A 16,699-nucleotide genomic window follows, 5' to 3' on the forward strand; every position below is an offset into this window, starting at 1 on the left:
CGACGCCGTCGTGATCGAACATCCGGCCCACGCAGGTGGCCATCTCGGCGTGACCAACCTCGCCGATCTGCACGACCCGCGCTTCGATTTCTTGCGTGTGCTTGAGGAACTCGATGCGGTATTCACGTCGCTCGGTTTGAGCCGCAAAGACGTGCCCTTGATCGTCGCGGGCGGTATCAATAGTCACGAAGCCGTGCGCGCGTTACTGGCCGCTGGTGCCGGCGGTGTGCAACTCGGCACGCCGTTCGCCGTCACCGAGGAAGGCGATGCCCATCCGAATTTCAAGCGCGTGCTGGCCGAAGCCACGCCCGACGACATCGTCGAATTCGTCAGCGTGACGGGACTGCCAGCACGCGCCGTCAAGACGCCGTGGCTGATGCGCTATCTGCGTCATGAAACGAGAATCCGCGAGAAGATCGGTGCGCTCAAACACGTCTGCCCGACAGCGCTCGAATGTCTCAGCGTTTGTGGTTGGCGCGACGGTGTGGAAAAGTTCGGCCACTTCTGCATCGACACGCGGCTTGCCGCCGCATTGCGCGGCGACGTGGCCAACGGCTTGTTCTTTCGTGGCCGCGAAGCCTTGCCATTCGGCACCGCCATTCGCAGTGTCCACGACCTGATTGAACTGCTCCTGACCGGCGCGACGCGACCCGCTGTCGCAGGGCGATGGGCGTTCTCGCTTGGTTGATACGGGTCAACGTGAAGCCTGACGAGACCTTCGACAATCCCCGCACGCAAACAAACACTCGGGGAAGCACATGAAACACTCGTTCAGGAACAGAATCAGGACCGCCGCCATCGCCGCGTGCCTGCTATGCGCGGGCGCGCTGGCTCCGCAAGCGCAGGCTGCCGGCGACGACCCGATGAACGGCATACACGCCGGCGACGTGCTGGTGCGTCTGCGCGCAATCAGCATCATGCCGAATGTCGGGACCAACCAGTCGCTGTCGGCGCTCAATGTGGGCGTTAACAACGCCATCGTGCCGGAACTGGGTCTGACTTACATGATCCGCGATTATCTCGGCGTCGAGCTGATTCTCGGCACGTCGCGCCATCAGTTGACTTCGAGCCTCGGCAGTCTTGGTGGTGTGAACGTGTTACCGCCCACGCTGCTGTTGCAATATCACTTCAACCACGCGGGGCGTATCCGTCCGTACGTCGGTGCGGGTTTGAATTACACATTGTTCTACAACAACGGCCTGAATGCAGGCGGTCAGCCGATCTCGATCACTAACCACAGCTTTGGACCTGCCTTGCAGGCCGGTGTTGACGTGCAGGTGACCAAGTCGCTGTTCGTCAACGCGGACATCAAGAAGATCTGGATGCACACCGACGCAACGCTCGGCGGTCAGTCGCTCGGCCGGCTGAATATCGATCCGGTCGTGGTCGGATTGGGTGTCGGTATGCGGTTCTGATTTCCATGCTTGAGAAACAGCGCTCGCAACGAAAAACGCCGGAATATCCGGCGTTTTTTATTGCAATTCCAATCGGGAGACGGGTTCTCCCGCAGCAGGGCCCTATACGGGCGGCCGCGCCGCCGTGAGATTACAGCTTGTCGTTCTTGAAGCGCATGGCAGTGCCGTCCTGCTCGATGCGTACCCATACGGCGCGCTTTTCCTCGTCGCTCAGGAACACCCAGTTGGACACTTCGGTGGCGCTGCGGCCGCAGCCTTTGCAGACCTCGTCGAAAAGCGTGGAACAGACGCCGATACACGGGCTGTCGGGAAGATCGTGGAGATTCGAAGCCATCGGAAACCTTGGGGCAGAGAAGCGAAGTTCCGCTATGTTAACCGATGCGGCGATCGCACCTCGGCGTCGCGCCCGCCGTGGCACAGATGCATGGTCAATTGGCAGTATCCATTGCCGACTTCGCCCCCGAACCGGATCCTTTCCTTCAGCGCGCAATGCTGTACCCGATTCGCGCCATCCAGTGTTGCCGGTTGTTGTAGTCGAGCAGGTCTTCGCCATAGCCGTTGAAGTACCCCACCCAGATGTAGCCGCCCCACTTGCTGCCGAGCAGTCTGGCGAGCGGATAAGTGAATTGCGAATCGATGCTGCCGTACCAGTGTTTGGTGCCTTTGCGCAACGTGGTCGCGAGTTGCCAGCCGTCCGGGCTGCCGTATTTGACCAGCAGATCGACATAGCCCCGGTAGTCGGCGATATCGGGATTGTTGCTCGTGCCGAGGTAGTAATAGATTTTCGGCGAGACGGTCAGATGGTTGCCTGTCAGATCGCCGAATTCCCATGTCGGGCGGATAAAGGGCATGTTGATGCTGCGTGAATCGGTGCCCGCCTTGCCGTTGGATTCATGCGCGATGCCCGCCGCAAAACCCATACGCGTGAAAAACGGGCTGTGCCATCCCGTGTCGGGCACGTAGTAGAACAACTGCGGTGAATAGGTGGTGTCGCGGAACGGCCGCGAATCGGCGGACAGATCCCAGATCGAGGTCTGCGTATAGGCGAAGTACAGGTTGTCGGTAAAAGCCTTCGAGCGCAGATCGTCCGGCATCAGGATGCGGTATTTGAAGCTCAATTGCAGCCGTGCGTTCGTGTCGCCATTGTGGCCGGCAGCGAAGTACATCGGCTCGTAGTAGGAGACATGCGAGAGCACACCGCGCCCGGTGGTGGAGAGCGAGTCGCCGGGAGGCGACATCGCGTCGCCCGTCGGGCCGTCCACAGCCGCGGCCGTTTCGGCGGCCTGTGCCGGTGTGCTTGCCTGGCTTTCCGTCCGCTCTGCCTGGGCGACGGCGTCCTGCTGCGGCCCGCGATTGATCGCGATGAGCGCCGGCGACGCGTCGAAGCCCACCGGATCGATGCGCACTTCGCCCCGAGCCGACTGCGGCCAGGGCGCCGAGAAACGCACCTTGCGGAACTGACCCGGCCGCAGATGCAGCGTGTCGGGCACGCCCGGTTCGCGTTGCAGGTCGAGCGGCTGCGGCGACTGTTCTGCACCGTTCACGGTTACGCGGATAGTCGTCGGGACGGTGATGGTGAGAGCCTTGGTGTCGTCGGCGGAATAGAGCAGCGTGATTTGCAGCGGCTCGTTAGTCGCGGCCACGCGCGCGGGTTGCAGCATCGCGACCGTAGCGCGGGCCTCGCCCGAAAAGGTGGCGAAGGCGCCGATGGCGACGAGCATGGACAGGAGCGTGGCGCATGAAATGCGCGGGATGGCGTGGTGACTTTGGGGTGACGTGTTGGGGGCGAAGCGGGCTAGCGAAGCGTGAAAGCGCATGGGCTGTCGTCCAGGAAGCAGAACCGCGAGCGAGACGGCGCCGCGAGCGGCGTCGCCTATCGTCGGGAATGACTAAGAGGATACTTACAAACCGGCTTCATCCGCAAACTGAATGCAAGGAACAGCCGGAAAACTGCTTCATCCGCCGAACGCCAACTGCCACAACAGCGCGCCGTTGAGCATGACGATGAACGCAGCCGACAGCCAGGCCAGCACGAGTGGCAGGCCGCGCACGTGCCAGCCGCGCATCAGGCTGGCGTCCGACGTGTAGCGGATCAGCGGCACGACCGCGAGCGGTAATTGCAGGCTCAGCACCACCTGGCTTGCCACCAGCAGTTGATTGGAGCCGTGCTGGCCGAACAGCGCGACCGCAAGGAGCGCCGGCCCGATCGCCAGCGCCCGGGTGAGCAGCGCGCGCTTCCAGCGCGGCAGGCGCAGGCGCAGAAAGCCTTCCATCACGGCCTGACCGGCCAGCGTGCCGGTGACGGTCGCGCTCAGGCCGCATGCGAGCAACGCCGCTGCAAACAGGATCCCAGCCCAATGCGTGCCGACGAGCGGCGCGATCAGGCGGTGGGCGTCGGCGAGATCGGTGACGTCACGATGGCCGCTCGCGTAAAACACCGCCGCCGCCACGATCAGCAGCGCCGCGTTGATCACGAAGGCAAATGACAGCGAGCCGAAGGTGTCGAGGTTCACGACGTGCAACGCGGCCTTGATCTCGGCGTCGCTGCCTTCCGGCGCATGGTGCTTGACGAGCGCCGAATGCAGATACAGGTTGTGCGGCATCACCGTGGCACCGACGATGCCCGCCGCCAGCCACACCATGCCCACGTTGCGCAGCAGGTCGAGGCTCGGCGCGGTGCCGGCCAGCGCGGCATGCCAGTCGGGCCGCGCCAGCGCCAGCTCGATCACGAAGCACAGGCCGACAAAGCCGATCAGCGACGCGATCACCGCCTCGAGCTTGCGGCCGCCTTTCTGCTGGAGCGCCAGCAGCGCGAAGGTGCAGACGGCCGACATCAACACGCCGACCGTCAGCGACACGCCGAGCAGCAATTGCAATGCGACGGCGCTGCCGACCACCTCGGCGACGTCGCACGCAATGATTGCGACCTCGCTGGTCAGCCACAGGAAGAGGGTGACGCGGTGGCTCGAGCGTTCGCGGCAGACCTGCGCAAGGTCGCGCCCGGTCACCACGCCCAGCCGCGACGACAGCCACTGCAGCAGCATCGCCATCAGGCTCGCCAGCAGCACCATGCTCAGCAACTGGTAACCGTAGCCCGCCCCAGCGCCGAGTGCTGTCGCCCAGTTACCTGGATCGATATAGCCGACCGCGATCAACGCCCCGGCACCGACGAACGAAAACCAGTGTGCTGGGCGCGCTGGTCCTCCACCCGGCAGACGCCGGGGGCGGTTCGGTCGCAACACGGACGGATTCGTGTTCATCGATGCCTGGAGGTTTAAGACTGCACCCGCTCGCAAGCGACGTGCCCGCAGCGAACCCGGCACGCGACGCAGTGAGGCCAAAGCACGTCTGCGTGACGCGCGCCGCGCCGTCTTCGAGTCTTTCAGAGCTATTGTGCACCGTGGCGCGACGGGTGGCTTACGCTCGCATCGAAGGTCAGCCGTACGGCATAAAATTCGCGAAAAACGCCTTCCGGCTGCTGCCCCGATGCGAACCGGGTGCGGTGAGACCGGCGCAACTTGACAATGGGATAATACCGACGCCGCCACCGGTGTTTTTTTCGGGTAGACACGCGCCGATAACCCGCTAAAATTGCGCCCATTTTGTAGCGGCACGGCTTACGCTGTACCGTTTGCGCGACAGCCCGGCATTTTTTTTGGTGCGCGCAATAATTAATGGTAGTTTTCGGGTTTTTCAGGGGAGCCGCGTGCGGTGTGCCGCGGCGTGAGTGAAGACGATCGGCTAGGACCGGTCAGGATCGGAGAACGGGATGAAAAGACGGGTAGTGGGGCAGGTGGCGGCGCTGGTCTTGTGCGCAACGCCATGGTTGACGGCCGCTGCAAAAGATACGCAGCTGAACGTATATAACTGGTCCGATTACATCGCCAAGGACACCATTCCGAACTTCGCCAGGCAGACGGGCGTCCAGGTCAAATACGACAACTACGACAGCGACGACACGCTGCAAGCCAAGCTCCTCACCGGCAATTCCGGCTATGACATCGTCGTGCCGACCAGCAATTACGCCGGCAAGCAGATTGCCGCCGGCATCTTCGCGCCGCTCGACAAATCGAAGCTGCCGAACCTGAAGTACCTCGATCCCTCGCTGATGGCCCTCGTGGCGGGCGCCGATCCGGGCAACAAGTACACGGTACCCTGGGCATACGGCACGACCGGCCTCGGCTACAACGTCACCAAGGCGCAGCAGCTTCTCGGCAAAAACGTGCCGCTCGATAGCTGGGACGTCCTCTTCAAGCCGGAAAACATTTCGAAGCTGAAAGCATGCGGCGTCTCCGTGCTCGACGCGCCGGACCAGATGTTCGCCGCCGCGCTGCACTACATCGGTCGCGATCCGATGAGCACGAACCCGGCCGACTATCGCGCCGCGCTCGAGATGATGAAGAAAATCCGCCCGTACATCACGCAGTTCAATTCGTCGGGCTACATCAATGACCTGGTCGGCGGCGACGTGTGCTTCGCGTACGGCTGGTCGGGCGACGTCGTGATCGCCAAGCATCGCACGGCCGAAGCGAAGAAGCCGTACAAGGTCGAGTACTACATTCCGAAGGGGGGTGCGCCGGTGTGGTTCGACGTGATGGCGATTCCGAAGGACGCGAAGAACAAGGAAGCCGCGTTCGAGTGGATCAACTACATCGAAACGCCGCAGGTTCATGCCGCGATCACCAACGCCGTCTACTATCCGAGCGCCAACCTCGAAGCGCGCAAGTATGTGGACAAGGACGTGGCGAACGATCCGGCCGTGTATCCGCCGCCTGAAGTCATCAAGACCCTGTTCCTGCTGAAGCCGTTGCCGCCGGAAATCCAGCGGCTGCAAACGCGGCTGTGGACTGAATTCAAGTCCGGCCGCTGATCCGCGGCCAGAGTGAACGGGTATGGTTCAACATGAAGCCCTCGGTGTCCACCGGGGGCTTTGTTCGTCAAACGCCGGAGTAAAGCATTGTGATGAGTAGTAACCAGTCGGGCGCACTGGCAGGGGACGCCGTGCCGTCCTCGAGCCTGAACGTCGAAGTGGACGACGCTGCAGAGAACTTCGTGCAGATCGTCGACATCGTGAAGAAGTTCGGCGAGACCGCAGCGGTTAAAGGGGTCAACCTGTCGGTGAAAAAGGGCGAGCTGTTCGCGCTGCTCGGCAGTTCCGGCTGTGGTAAATCGACCTTGTTACGCATGCTGGCCGGCCTCGAATCGATCACGTCGGGCAAGATCCTGATCGACGGCGAAGACCTCGCGCAATTGCCGCCTTATCGCCGGCCGGTCAACATGATGTTCCAGTCGTACGCGCTGTTTCCGCACATGACGGTCGAAGCCAACGTCGCCTTCGGCCTGAAGCAGGAAGGCGTGCCGAAGGCGGAACTGAAAGACCGCGTGCAGACGGCGCTCGATCTTGTGCAGATGGGCCGCTTCGCGAAGCGCAAGCCCCATCAGCTCTCTGGCGGCCAGCAACAGCGTGTGGCGCTCGCGCGCTCGCTTGTCAAGCGGCCAAAGCTGTTGTTGCTCGACGAGCCGATGTCCGCGCTCGACAAGCAGATCCGTCAGCGCACGCAGATCGAACTGGTCAACATTCTCGACAGGGTCGGCGTGACCTGCATGATGGTGACGCACGACCAGGAAGAGGCCATGACCATGGCGGACCGCCTCGCCGTGATGAGCGAAGGCGAGATCGTCCAGCTCGGCACACCGCACGAAGTGTACGAATATCCGAACAGCCGCTTTTCGGCTGAGTTCATCGGCTCGACCAATCTGTTCGACGGCAACGTCGTCGAAGACGAACCCGATCACGTGTTTATCGAAACGCCCGAGCTGCCGGTGCGTCTGTATGTGAGCCACGGCATTACCGGGCCGCTCGGCATGCCGGTGACGATCTCGGTGCGGCCCGAGCGCATCGCGCTCACGCGCAAGCCGCCTGAAGGCGCGTACAACTGGGGCAAGGGCGTCGTCACGAATATCGCTTACATGGGCGGCTATTCGCTGTATCACGTGAAGCTCGACGCCGGCAAAACGGTGATCGCCAACGTAACGAGCCTTGCGTTGACGGAGATCGATCCGCCTACCTGGGGCGACGAAGTGTATGTGCGCTGGAGCGCATCGGCCGGCGTGGTGCTGACGTCATGAAGCGCTCGATCAGTTCCCTTGCATCGTGGCCGGTACGCCGTTTCAATCTGACTGGCCGCACCGCGGTAGTGGCCGGTCCGTTCATCTGGCTGCTGCTGTTTTTCCTTGTGCCGTTCCTGCTGGTTGTGAAGATCAGCTTCGCGGATTTGCAGCTTGGCATTCCACCCTATACGGAACTCACCACGTTCACGGATGGTGTGGTTCACGTCGCGCTGGACCTGTCGCATTACGCGTTTCTGTTGACCGACAGCCTGTACTTCGCGACTTATGTGAATTCGGTGGTGGTCGCGGGCATATCCACGTTGCTGTGTTTGCTGATCGGTTATCCGATGGCGTACTACATTGCGCGATCGAATCCGGCGAGCCGCAATCTGCTGATGATGGCTGTGATGCTGCCGTTCTGGACGTCATTTCTGATTCGCGTGTATGCATGGATCGGCATCCTGAAGAATAATGGTTTGCTGAACAACTTCCTGATGTCGATCGGGCTGATCCATACGCCGATCGAGCTTTATCACACGAACACCGCGGTTTATATCGGCATGGTGTATTCGTATCTGCCGTTCCTCGTGATGCCTTTGTACGCGCATCTGGTGAAGATGGACATGACATTGCTGGAAGCCGCCTACGACCTCGGCGCGAAGCCTTGGCGGGCGTTCTGGCAGATCACCCTGCCGCTGTCGAAGAACGGCATCATTGCCGGTTGTTTGCTGGTGTTCATTCCGGCGGTAGGCGAGTACGTGATTCCGGAATTGCTGGGTGGCGCGAACACGCTGATGATTGGCCGCGTGATGTGGAATGAGTTCTTCGACAATGCCGATTGGCCGATGGCGTCTGCCGTGACGTGCGCGATGGTGGTGTTGTTATTGGTGCCGATGGCGTTTTTCCAGTACGCGCAGGCGAAGGCGATGGAGGAAAGGCGCTGATGAAGCCGAACCGGATTTTGCAGTTTATTGCCTTGGGGATCGGGTTTCTGTTTCTCTACATTCCGATCGTGAGTCTGATTGTGTATTCGTTCAACGAATCGCAGCTGGTCACGGTATGGACGCGGTTTTCTACGCGCTGGTATGCGGCGTTGTTGCAGGACGACGAGTTGATTGCGGCTGCGTGGTTGTCGTTGCGCGTGGCGTTGCTGACGGCGTTTGCGTCGGTGATTATCGGTACGTGGGCCGGGTTTGTTTTGGCACGGATGGGGCGGTTTCGTGGATTTACGCTTTACACTGGGATGATCAATGCACCGCTGGTGATTCCCGAGGTGATTCAGGGGATCTCGTTGCTGCTGTTGTTTATCGAAATGGCCAAGTGGTTGGGATGGCCCGCCGGGCGTGGCATTTTCACGATCTGGATCGGGCACGTGATGTTGTGTATTTCTTATGTGGCCATCATCGTGCAGTCACGTGTGAAGGAGTTGCATCCTTCGCTTGAGGAAGCCGCGCTTGATCTTGGGGCTACGCCGCTTCGGGTGTTTTTCTTTATCACGTTGCCGTTGATTTCGCAGGCTCTGGTTTCTGGGTGGTTGTTGTCGTTTACCTTGTCCATCGACGATCTGGTTTTGTCGGCGTTTTTGTCCGGGCCAGGATCGACTACGCTGCCGCTGGTTGTTTTCTCTCGCGTTCGGCTGGGGTTGAATCCTGAGATGAATGCGCTGGCTACGTTGTTTATTGCTGTGGTTACGGTTGGTGTTGTGGCTGCTAATTATTTTATGCAGCGGGCGGAAAGGAAGCGATCCATCATGGCTGTCTAGTTTTTGCCCTTCGCGGCGTGCAGGCAATGCCGCCGCGCAGGCAAACACCCCCTCAAACCTTGTACCCGATCCGAATCCCACCCCAATGCCGGCCGGCAACAAACACTGGCGCCGACGCATCCTTCATCAAAACAAATTGCCCACCGCCCATATCGCGACGATAAGTCTGCAACAGAAACTTCTTGGTATGCGAGGCAGCCGCAATCCCCGTACGATCATCGAACATCCGCCGGTTCCGGCAATTAGCCATATTCCAGACCACATCCTCGCGCTGCGGCAAAGAAAACTTCAGATTGTGAGTCGGAAGATAACCGCGCGCATCGACGGCGGCGCAAAACGCCACGCGCGGATCGAGCCCGAGTAGCGGCTCCTGAATCGCCGGCAAAACCCGATCAGTAAAAGCCGTAAACCGGGTGACGAACTGAGCCGGATTGCTTCCTGCAACGGGCACATAACGCTGATCGAACAGATCATCAATCGACACTTCGCCTCGAGCGATGGCCGTTTCGAACACCTTGCCCACTGTGGCCGCGGCCCGCTGCACGGCGTCGATAAACGGCGTGTCCGTCGTCTCGACCCCGGTTGCCGCAGTCAACTCGATCAACGTCTCGGACACGCCGAGCAAATTCCCCAGCCGGTCCTTCGCCTGCGCGAAGTTCTCGCTCGAATCTTCGACGCCGCTTGCCATCTCCAGCACCTGCGCCTCAAGCCCGTTACATTGCGTTTCGATCTCGCCGGTCAATGCGGCGATCTCCCCAGCCTCGTCGTTGAGTTGCGTAATCGCATCGCCTGTCGCGTGCACGACGTCGCCGATCTTGCGCGTGCCTTCCCGTACCCTGTGCGCCCGAGCGGTATTCACTGAACCCTCGCTGATCAACTGTTCGGTTTGCTGAGTGAGTTGCGCCAGCGTCTTCTCGATCTGGCCGGTCGCCTGCGCGGTCTTCGCCGACAGGTTCTTCACCTCGGCAGCCACCACCGCGAAACTCTTGCCGGAGTCGCCGGCGCGCGCGGCTTCGATCGCGGCATTCAGCGCCAGCAAATGCGTCTGGCGGGCGATCAGCGAAATCTCCTCGGAGACGCGGCTCACATGCGCCAACGCGCTGCGCAGCGCGCCGATCTGACTCTCGATCACCGTCACGCCTTCCACCAGTCCATGGATGTCGGCGAGCGACGCTTCCAGCGTCTGCTGCGATTCCTGCACGCTGGTCGCGGCTTCAGCCGATACGTTGCGCATTTCGCGCGCAGCGGCGGCGATGCGGTGGTTCCCAGCCAGCGTCACGGCAGCAGATTCGCGCAGCGCACGGCATACCTGCGCCTGGTGCTGCACGCGCGCGGCCACTTCTTCGACGTGGCCCGATACGTCGCAGATTTCAATGCCCAGTTTGCCGGCTTGCGCGGCAATATCGCCGACCACCGTCTGCGAACGGGCAGCCCGGCGGAAGCTGAAACGCGTCATGGTGGTGTCTCCTTGATGGCGCGGTTAGCAGAGTCAATGAGCGCGCTCATCCAGCACGGATGCCGCGGCTTCTCGACGTATTGACGGCAAACTGGCAAACAACTTGATACGGGGTATCCCGTGGTCGTTATGATGTGGGATCCGGCAGGGCGCTGGCACAGTCCGGTGCGCTGCACTGCACGCGTGCGACAACCAGCCCCGAGACAGGCTCGGCCCCGCAAGTGGCTGTGCCAGCCATCTCTCGATGCCCTCCCTCTCACCAACGGACCATGATCGACTCCTTCGCGCGCGTTTCAGGCTGGCAGCAACTCTCCCACCTGTGGGAGCTGATCGTGATGCTCTGCAAATTTCTTTGGGCCCTGCTGCGTTTGCTCGGCGGCGGTTGAGCATCGTCGTGAGCCGCGCTCGATGACTGGCTGCTTACCATTGACGTGTTGGACTGGAGCCGGTCGAAGCAGCTGGTCAATACCGGGCTGCCGCCGCTCTCATGCAGAATGTTCGGAGAGGCGCATAATCCTGATTGAATTGCACTCCCTTCGGTCCCCGGGCGCGCCGCATGCGGCGCGTGTCTTACGTGCAATGTTGGCAGACTGACGAGAGTCTTTAATCTGAAAACAGCGCCCGATAAGGTTAATGAATGCTCGGATGTCTTGCGCTCCGAACCACATAACCCAGGAGAGCACCGTCATGGGAATGCGCCCAGATCCCACGTTCCACGCATCGCCGAAACTCGCGATGGATGCGCCAGCGGAAGACTTCGCCTACACGCTGCTGCTCAGCCCTGATTTCTCGCAGCCCGACGCGCTTGCCGTGATCGATGTGAAGCCCGGATCGCCGACCTACAGCCAGGTGGTTCACACGGTGCCGGTGCCGAACAAGGGGGACGAATTCCATCACTTCGGATGGAATGCTTGCTCCTCGTCACTGTCGCCGCTGACCGGCCACGCCTTCCTCGAACGACGCTATCTGATCATCCCGGGGATGCGCTCCTCGCGCATCTACATCGTGGACACTAAGCCCCATCCGACCCAGGCGCGAATCCACAAGATCATCGAACCTGAGGAAATCTTCCGCAAGACAGGCTACTCGCGTCCACACACGGTCCATTGCGGGCCTGAAGGCATCTACGTCAGCACCCTCGGGGGTGGTGGGAAGGATGGCACAGACGGCCCTCCGGGCATCTTCATCATGGACTGCGAGACGTTCGATGTCCTCGGCCGCTGGGAGATCGACCGTGGACCGCAGGAGAAGCACTACGATTTCTGGTGGAACCTGCCGCGCGACTACATGGTGTCGAGCGAGTGGGCGTTGCCGCCGCAATTCGAGAATGGGATCGTCCCCGAAGATCTTCTATCGAACAAGTATGGGCACCACATCCACTTCTGGGATCTGCGGGCGAGGCGCAACGTACAGACGATCGACCTCGGCGCGAACCACCAGATGGCGCTTGAAGTGCGGCCTGCGCACGATCCCAGCCGGGAGTACGGGTTCATCGGCGTGGTGGTCGACACGACGAACCTTGAAGGGTCGATCTGGACCTGGTGGCGGGAGGGAGAGCAGTTTCACATCGAGAAGACCGCGACCATTCCGCCGGAGCCCGCAGCCACGGAACTGCTTCCACCGTTGCTTCAGGGATTCGGTGCGGTGCCGCCGCTCGTCACCGATATCGATCTCTCCATCGACGACAAATTCCTGTACGTCGCCTGCTGGGGAACCGGCGAGATGCGCCAGTACGACGTGACGGAACCCCGGAAACCGAAGCTCACAGGGTCGGTCCACATCGGCGGAATCGTACGGCGCACGCCCCATCCGAACGGTAAAACCTTTGCGGGTGGTCCGCAGATGGTCGAGATCAGCCGCGACGGGAAGCGGGTCTACTGGACCAACTCGCTCTACTCGACGTGGGACAACCAGTTCTATCCGGACGGTGTGCCCGCGGCGCAGGTCATGGCCCGGGCTGAGCCTGGCGGCGGCCTCGCGCTGGCCGACGATTACTGGGTAGACTTTCCCGACGGATACCGGGCTCACCAGATCCGGCTCGAAGGCGGAGACTGCTCGACCGATTCGTTCTGCTACCCGTCGGTGGGGACTTGATTGGGGGCGGCTGGCCGCAGACCGGCCTCTGGTTAGCCGTCGCGGCGAGTGGTCTCTATCACGGGCTCAACCCGGCAATGGGATGGCCGCTCGCCGTTTCGAGCGGGCTGATGGACAGGCGTGCACGGGCGCTCTTCTCCACGCTCTTATTTCTCGCGGCGGGGCACGTATTGGCCATGTTCCTGATGATGGTGCCCTTCGCCATGCTTGCGATCCTGCTCGCCTGGCAGCGCGAGATCCAGATCGGCGCGAGCGTGCTGGTCATCGGCTTTGGTGTCTTCCTTCTGATCTGGCGGCGCCATCCGCGTGTACTCGCGCGGATCCCACCGTCGCGGCTCGCGCTCTGGTCCTTCGCCGTTGCTATCGCGCACGGCGCGGGACTGATGCTTGTACCGATCTACCTCGGCCTTTGCCGGTCCTACGACATGGGTCAAGGGCACCAGGCCGCGCGGGCCCTGATCGACGCCAATCTGGGCATGGCGCTGCTCGTGTCCGGCGTCCATGCCACCGCCATGATCTTGGTCGGCGGACTCATGGCCTGGTTGGTCTACCGCTACCTGGGGCTGAAGTTCGTGTCGCGGAGCTGGTTTAATCTGGACGCAGTCTGGGCAGCGAGCCTCATCCTGGTGGGCACGCTCTCATTGGCGGTCAATACCGCGTTACCAGGCGGCGAGGGGTGATAGCCGTTGGCTTGCGGCGCCACACGACATCGCGCCCTGGGTCTGTATAAATCAGCGGGAGACGTGCGCCGCGCTTCCCGTTACCGGCGCAGTCGCGGCGCTCGCGTCGAGAAACGCGCGCAGATCGGCCATCACGCGCTCAGGCGCTTCTTCCATCGGAATGTGACCGAGCCCGGGGTACATCACCGATTTCGCACCCGGAATGCGGCTCGCAAATTCGGCCGCGTGCGCCGTCGGAATCCAGCGATCCTTCGCGCCCCACAGAACCAGCGACGGCACGTTCAGCGTCTTCAGTACGTCGGTATCGACGTCCTTGAAGTCGAGCGTCGGCACCATCTTGCCGATTGCCTCACGCGTGCCTTCGCCATGGAAGAACTCGACGTAACGCCGCAACGTCACCGCATCGATCTTGCGCGGATCGCCATACACGTTGCGCACCGCGCTTTTGATAATGACTTCGGGCAGCCACCACGGCGAACTGACCCGCACCAGCGCACTATTGAAGAGGCCGATATAAATCGGCAGCTTCATCGGGAAACCGGCCGAGTCGATTAATACGAGCCGTTCGACGGCTTCGCGATGACGTATCGCGTAATCCCACGAAATCAGGCCGCCGAGCGAGTTACCGATCAGCGTCGCGCGCGAGATGTCGAGTGTTTGCATGAACGTATCGATGAAACGCCGGTAGGTCGGCAGATTCATTGTTTCGATTTCACCGGAGCTCAAGCGCAGCGGTCCGGTCACGCCGAAGGGCGGCAGATCGAGGCGGATCACGCGATGCTCGCGCTTGAGTTCGTCGGCGACGCGATTCCACGTATGCAACGAAGACGCGAAACCGTGAATCATCACGATCGTGTCGCCGCTGCCTTCATCGACGTAGTGCACGTCGGCGCCCATGATCTTGATGAACTTCGAACCGCTTTGTGTGTAGCGCCGCTGCAATTCGGTACGCGGCACGCTGGTAATCCCGAGGCGCGCGGCGAGCGAGCGGGGCGGCAGTGGTGCTGTTGATGCGGGTGTCGCGGATTCGATGCTTGCCATGGTTGTTGTCTCCCTTTAGTTCGAGTTAGATCGCTTCTGCTCAGCCTCAGCCTCAGCAGCACAGCACAGCACAGCACAGCACAGCACAGCACAGCACAGTATCCGCGTTGCGTGCGGCCCCTCAGCGCCGCACGCCGCTCTAAGGCGCGAAGCGATAATCGTGTGGCCGCACACGCCGTGTGCGTTTGCGAAAACTGAATGTGAAGCCCGGCCACAGCGCAGTGACCTTGCCGCTCTTCGTCTGATACCAGCTATGGCAGCCGCTGACCCACACGGAGTGCTGCATCTCCTTCTGCAGACGCTTGTTGAAATCGCGCTGGACGTCGGGCCGCAGGTTCATCGTGCGAGCCTTGCGTCGGCGCAATACGCGCAGGCAATCGGCGATGTACTGCACTTGCGACTCGATCATGTAGATCATCGAGTTATGACCCAGCCCGGTGTTCGGACCGACGATCATGAAGAAGTTGGGGAAGTTGGCGATGCTGGTGCCGAGGTAGGCCTCCGGCCCGTCGCGTAACCACATCGCGCCGAGATCCGCGCCGTCGAGGCCGGTCACGTCGAACGGCGCGCCCACGTCATCGGCCTCGATACTTTCGCGTGCGCCGTTCGAATCGATGTCGACTTGCCAGGTTTGCCGCGCTTCATCGAAATGCATCGCTGCCACGCGTGCATTGCAACGCACATAACGATCGACGCCGTATTTGCGCGCGCAATGCTTGAGGTAAGCGAAGATCTCCGCCTGGCCGCCGAACGCGCGCGACCATGCCGGATTCGGCTCGAACGAAAACGAATACAGATGCGACGGCACATCGCAGGCCGCGCCGGGATAGGTGTTGTCGCGCCACGTGCCGCCAATATCGCCGGCGGCCTCGTAAATCGTGAACGACGTGATACCCATCTGCAGCAGGCGGATCGCCATGCCGATGCCCGCAAATCCGCTGCCGACAATGGCGATGCGTGGCGTGGCGGGTTGGGCGGATGAGGCAGGCGTCACGACGGGTCTCCGGGGCCAGACAAAATTCGGGTGTCTACATATGTCTACACCACCATAACGCGCAGGGTAGACAACTGTACACTTCGCGTCAAGATCGTTTAGAGTACGACTATTAAACGTGCGAGCCGCGCTCTGACTGAAAGCTCATGAAACTCACCCCCGAAGCGGCGTCCGCCGCCGACCATGGCGCTTTTGCCGGGCAGGACCCCCCGCCCGGCAAGCGCAAGCTGATCGAAGCCGCGTTGCGTCTGACCGCGGGCGGGCGCAGCTTTGCAAGCCTGGGCCTGCGCGAACTGGCGCGCGAGGCGGGGCTGAATCCCAACACGTTTTACCGCCATTTCGACACCCTCGACGACCTGGCGCGCGAGGCGGTCGAATCGGTGAGCCGCCGCCTGCGGCCGATGCTGCGGCGCGAGCGCTGGCTGGCCGCGCACGACGAGCCGCAGAGCGTGCCGCGTCGCGCGTGCGTGGCGTTCTTTGCGTTTGCGTTGGAGAACCGCGAGGCGTTTCTGAGCGCGCTGGCCGAGTATCACGGCACGTCGCCGGCGCTGCGCGAAGCGGTGCGGGCGAACCTTCACGAGGTGTCGGCGGAAATGGCGGACGATGTCGTGCAACTGGACCTGATGCCGACGCTCGCCCGTGCAACCGTCGACGAAGTCTGCACGCAGATCGTGTTGCAGCTGTTTCATCTGTCGGCGGAGTATATCGACGCGGATGCCGCGCGCCGGGAAGCGCTGGTCGCGTATGCGGAGCGTTTCATCGTCCGGCTGTTTGCAGGTTCGGTGCTGCTGGCGCAACATGAGCCGATGAGGGCGCCAGCGTCAGTGGTGTAAGGGCGCCGAGATAAAAAAACAGGCTCCGTGCAGGAGCCTGTTTTCGTTGCAGACTGATTGATTAGCGTTTGCTTGACTGCATCTCAAGCAGCGCCGTGTTGCTCAGGTATCGCTCCAGCCGCCGGAATCGTCGTTGCTGCCCATGTCGACGCCACCGCCGCTGTTATCGCTCCAGTCGTTCGAGCCCTGACCGAAGTCGAGGCCGCCGCCATTACCGCCGTCACCGCCTCGGCGACGTGTTTCATCGTCGACAATCACGTCGCGCTCCACGACGCGATCACGCCCGGAATTCAGCGCCTCGCCGAGCAGCACG

General features: G+C 61.7%; 15 protein-coding genes and 1 pseudogene. 9 read left to right on the top strand and 7 right to left on the bottom strand.

The features are described from left to right. Together VFE81_RS25555 and VFE81_RS25560 are read left to right on the top strand one after the other, a co-directional pair. The coding region (locus VFE81_RS25555) for an NAD(P)H-dependent flavin oxidoreductase (RefSeq protein ID WP_325047246.1) at nt 1–688 on the top strand (688 nt) is incomplete at its 5' end. Nucleotides 689–863: 175 nt separating this feature from the next. Next, complete coding sequence (locus VFE81_RS25560) at nt 864–1,415, top strand: OmpW/AlkL family protein (RefSeq protein ID WP_414695659.1); 552 nt, start codon at nt 864–866, stop codon at nt 1,413–1,415. A 130-nt stretch (nt 1,416–1,545) separates the two neighbouring features. Here the strand turns inward: VFE81_RS25560 and VFE81_RS25565 are convergent, their stop codons facing one another. From VFE81_RS25565 to VFE81_RS25575, 3 genes are all read right to left on the bottom strand, one after another. Continuing rightward, complete coding sequence (locus VFE81_RS25565; RefSeq protein WP_325047248.1) at nt 1,546–1,749, bottom strand: DUF1289 domain-containing protein; 204 nt, start codon at nt 1,747–1,749, stop codon at nt 1,546–1,548. A gap of 145 nt (nt 1,750–1,894) precedes the next feature. Next, nucleotides 1,895–3,232: a phospholipase A gene (locus VFE81_RS25570; RefSeq protein WP_325047249.1), complete on the bottom strand. Its 1,338-nt coding sequence runs from the start codon at nt 3,230–3,232 to the stop codon at nt 1,895–1,897. A 138-nt stretch (nt 3,233–3,370) separates the two neighbouring features. Then, entirely contained in the window at nt 3,371–4,675 is a 1,305-nt protein-coding gene (locus VFE81_RS25575; protein ID WP_325047250.1) for an Nramp family divalent metal transporter, read from the bottom strand. 509 nt (nt 4,676–5,184) lie between these two features. On the opposite strand from VFE81_RS25575, the gene VFE81_RS25580 reads away from it, so the two are divergent. The 4 genes from VFE81_RS25580 to VFE81_RS25595 all read left to right on the top strand — a co-directional run bounded on the left by VFE81_RS25580 (nt 5,185) and on the right by VFE81_RS25595 (nt 9,288). Then, the gene (locus tag VFE81_RS25580; RefSeq protein ID WP_325047251.1) at nt 5,185–6,285 is read left to right on the top strand and encodes a polyamine ABC transporter substrate-binding protein; all 1,101 of its coding nucleotides are present in this window, start codon (nt 5,185–5,187) and stop codon (nt 6,283–6,285) included. A 92-nt stretch (nt 6,286–6,377) separates the two neighbouring features. Next, nucleotides 6,378–7,544, top strand: coding sequence for an ABC transporter ATP-binding protein (locus VFE81_RS25585; RefSeq protein ID WP_325047252.1), 1,167 nt, complete (start codon nt 6,378–6,380; stop codon nt 7,542–7,544). After that, on the top strand, nt 7,541–8,470 hold the full coding sequence (locus VFE81_RS25590; RefSeq protein WP_325047253.1) for an ABC transporter permease subunit: 930 nt from the start codon (nt 7,541–7,543) through the stop codon (nt 8,468–8,470). The genes VFE81_RS25585 and VFE81_RS25590 overlap by 4 nt, the downstream gene beginning before the upstream one ends. Beyond that, nucleotides 8,470–9,288, top strand: coding sequence for an ABC transporter permease subunit (locus VFE81_RS25595; protein WP_325047254.1), 819 nt, complete (start codon nt 8,470–8,472; stop codon nt 9,286–9,288). The genes VFE81_RS25590 and VFE81_RS25595 overlap by 1 nt, the downstream gene beginning before the upstream one ends. Before the next feature lie 52 nt (nt 9,289–9,340). On the opposite strand, the gene VFE81_RS25600 is transcribed toward VFE81_RS25595, so the two are convergent. Further along, nucleotides 9,341–10,744 (bottom strand): methyl-accepting chemotaxis protein, encoded by a 1,404-nt coding sequence (locus VFE81_RS25600; RefSeq protein ID WP_325047255.1) that lies wholly within the window; start codon nt 10,742–10,744, stop codon nt 9,341–9,343. Nucleotides 10,745–11,431: 687 nt separating this feature from the next. Here VFE81_RS25600 and VFE81_RS25605 point away from each other — a divergent pair. Next, on the top strand, nt 11,432–12,838 hold the full coding sequence (locus VFE81_RS25605; protein ID WP_325047256.1) for a selenium-binding protein SBP56-related protein: 1,407 nt from the start codon (nt 11,432–11,434) through the stop codon (nt 12,836–12,838). Beyond that, nucleotides 12,835–13,518: a hypothetical protein gene (locus VFE81_RS25610; protein ID WP_325047257.1), complete on the top strand. Its 684-nt coding sequence runs from the start codon at nt 12,835–12,837 to the stop codon at nt 13,516–13,518. Before VFE81_RS25605 ends, VFE81_RS25610 begins: the two co-directional genes overlap by 4 nt. Nucleotides 13,519–13,569: 51 nt before the next feature. Here VFE81_RS25610 and VFE81_RS25615 read toward each other — a convergent pair whose 3' ends face one another. Together VFE81_RS25615 and VFE81_RS25620 are read right to left on the bottom strand one after the other, a co-directional pair. Then, nucleotides 13,570–14,559 (bottom strand): alpha/beta hydrolase, encoded by a 990-nt coding sequence (locus tag VFE81_RS25615; RefSeq protein WP_325047258.1) that lies wholly within the window; start codon nt 14,557–14,559, stop codon nt 13,570–13,572. A gap of 139 nt (nt 14,560–14,698) precedes the next feature. Continuing rightward, the gene (locus tag VFE81_RS25620) at nt 14,699–15,553 is read right to left on the bottom strand and encodes an NAD(P)/FAD-dependent oxidoreductase (protein ID WP_325047259.1); all 855 of its coding nucleotides are present in this window, start codon (nt 15,551–15,553) and stop codon (nt 14,699–14,701) included. A gap of 146 nt (nt 15,554–15,699) precedes the next feature. Here VFE81_RS25620 and VFE81_RS25625 point away from each other — a divergent pair, with 146 nt between their 5' ends. Further along, nucleotides 15,700–16,386 carry a TetR family transcriptional regulator gene (locus VFE81_RS25625; protein ID WP_325047260.1) on the top strand — a complete coding sequence of 229 codons (687 nt, stop codon included), beginning with the start codon at nt 15,700–15,702 and terminating at the stop codon, nt 16,384–16,386. A 102-nt stretch (nt 16,387–16,488) separates the two neighbouring features. On the opposite strand, the pseudogene VFE81_RS25630 reads toward VFE81_RS25625, so the two are convergent. Beyond that, nucleotides 16,489–16,699: pseudogene (locus VFE81_RS25630) on the bottom strand (tetratricopeptide repeat protein); the annotation flags it as partial.

This window comes from Paraburkholderia sp. (assembly GCF_035656215.1).
Taxonomy (GTDB): domain Bacteria; phylum Pseudomonadota; class Gammaproteobacteria; order Burkholderiales; family Burkholderiaceae; genus Paraburkholderia.

Excerpts from the sequence above, each read along its gene's own strand:
- VFE81_RS25560 (WP_414695659.1), top strand. The coding sequence starts at position 864 with ATGAACGGCATACACGCCGGCGACGTGCTGGTGCGTCTGCGCGCAATC.
- VFE81_RS25565 (WP_325047248.1), bottom strand. The coding sequence starts at position 1,749 with ATGGCTTCGAATCTCCACGATCTTCCCGACAGCCCGTGTATCGGCGTC.
- VFE81_RS25570 (WP_325047249.1), bottom strand. The coding sequence starts at position 3,232 with ATGCGCTTTCACGCTTCGCTAGCCCGCTTCGCCCCCAACACGTCACCC.
- VFE81_RS25575 (WP_325047250.1), bottom strand. The coding sequence starts at position 4,675 with ATGAACACGAATCCGTCCGTGTTGCGACCGAACCGCCCCCGGCGTCTG.
- VFE81_RS25580 (WP_325047251.1), top strand. The coding sequence starts at position 5,185 with ATGAAAAGACGGGTAGTGGGGCAGGTGGCGGCGCTGGTCTTGTGCGCA.
- VFE81_RS25585 (WP_325047252.1), top strand. The coding sequence starts at position 6,378 with ATGAGTAGTAACCAGTCGGGCGCACTGGCAGGGGACGCCGTGCCGTCC.
- VFE81_RS25590 (WP_325047253.1), top strand. The coding sequence starts at position 7,541 with ATGAAGCGCTCGATCAGTTCCCTTGCATCGTGGCCGGTACGCCGTTTC.
- VFE81_RS25595 (WP_325047254.1), top strand. The coding sequence starts at position 8,470 with ATGAAGCCGAACCGGATTTTGCAGTTTATTGCCTTGGGGATCGGGTTT.
- VFE81_RS25600 (WP_325047255.1), bottom strand. The coding sequence starts at position 10,744 with ATGACGCGTTTCAGCTTCCGCCGGGCTGCCCGTTCGCAGACGGTGGTC.
- VFE81_RS25605 (WP_325047256.1), top strand. The coding sequence starts at position 11,432 with ATGGGAATGCGCCCAGATCCCACGTTCCACGCATCGCCGAAACTCGCG.
- VFE81_RS25615 (WP_325047258.1), bottom strand. The coding sequence starts at position 14,559 with ATGGCAAGCATCGAATCCGCGACACCCGCATCAACAGCACCACTGCCG.
- VFE81_RS25625 (WP_325047260.1), top strand. The coding sequence starts at position 15,700 with ATGAAACTCACCCCCGAAGCGGCGTCCGCCGCCGACCATGGCGCTTTT.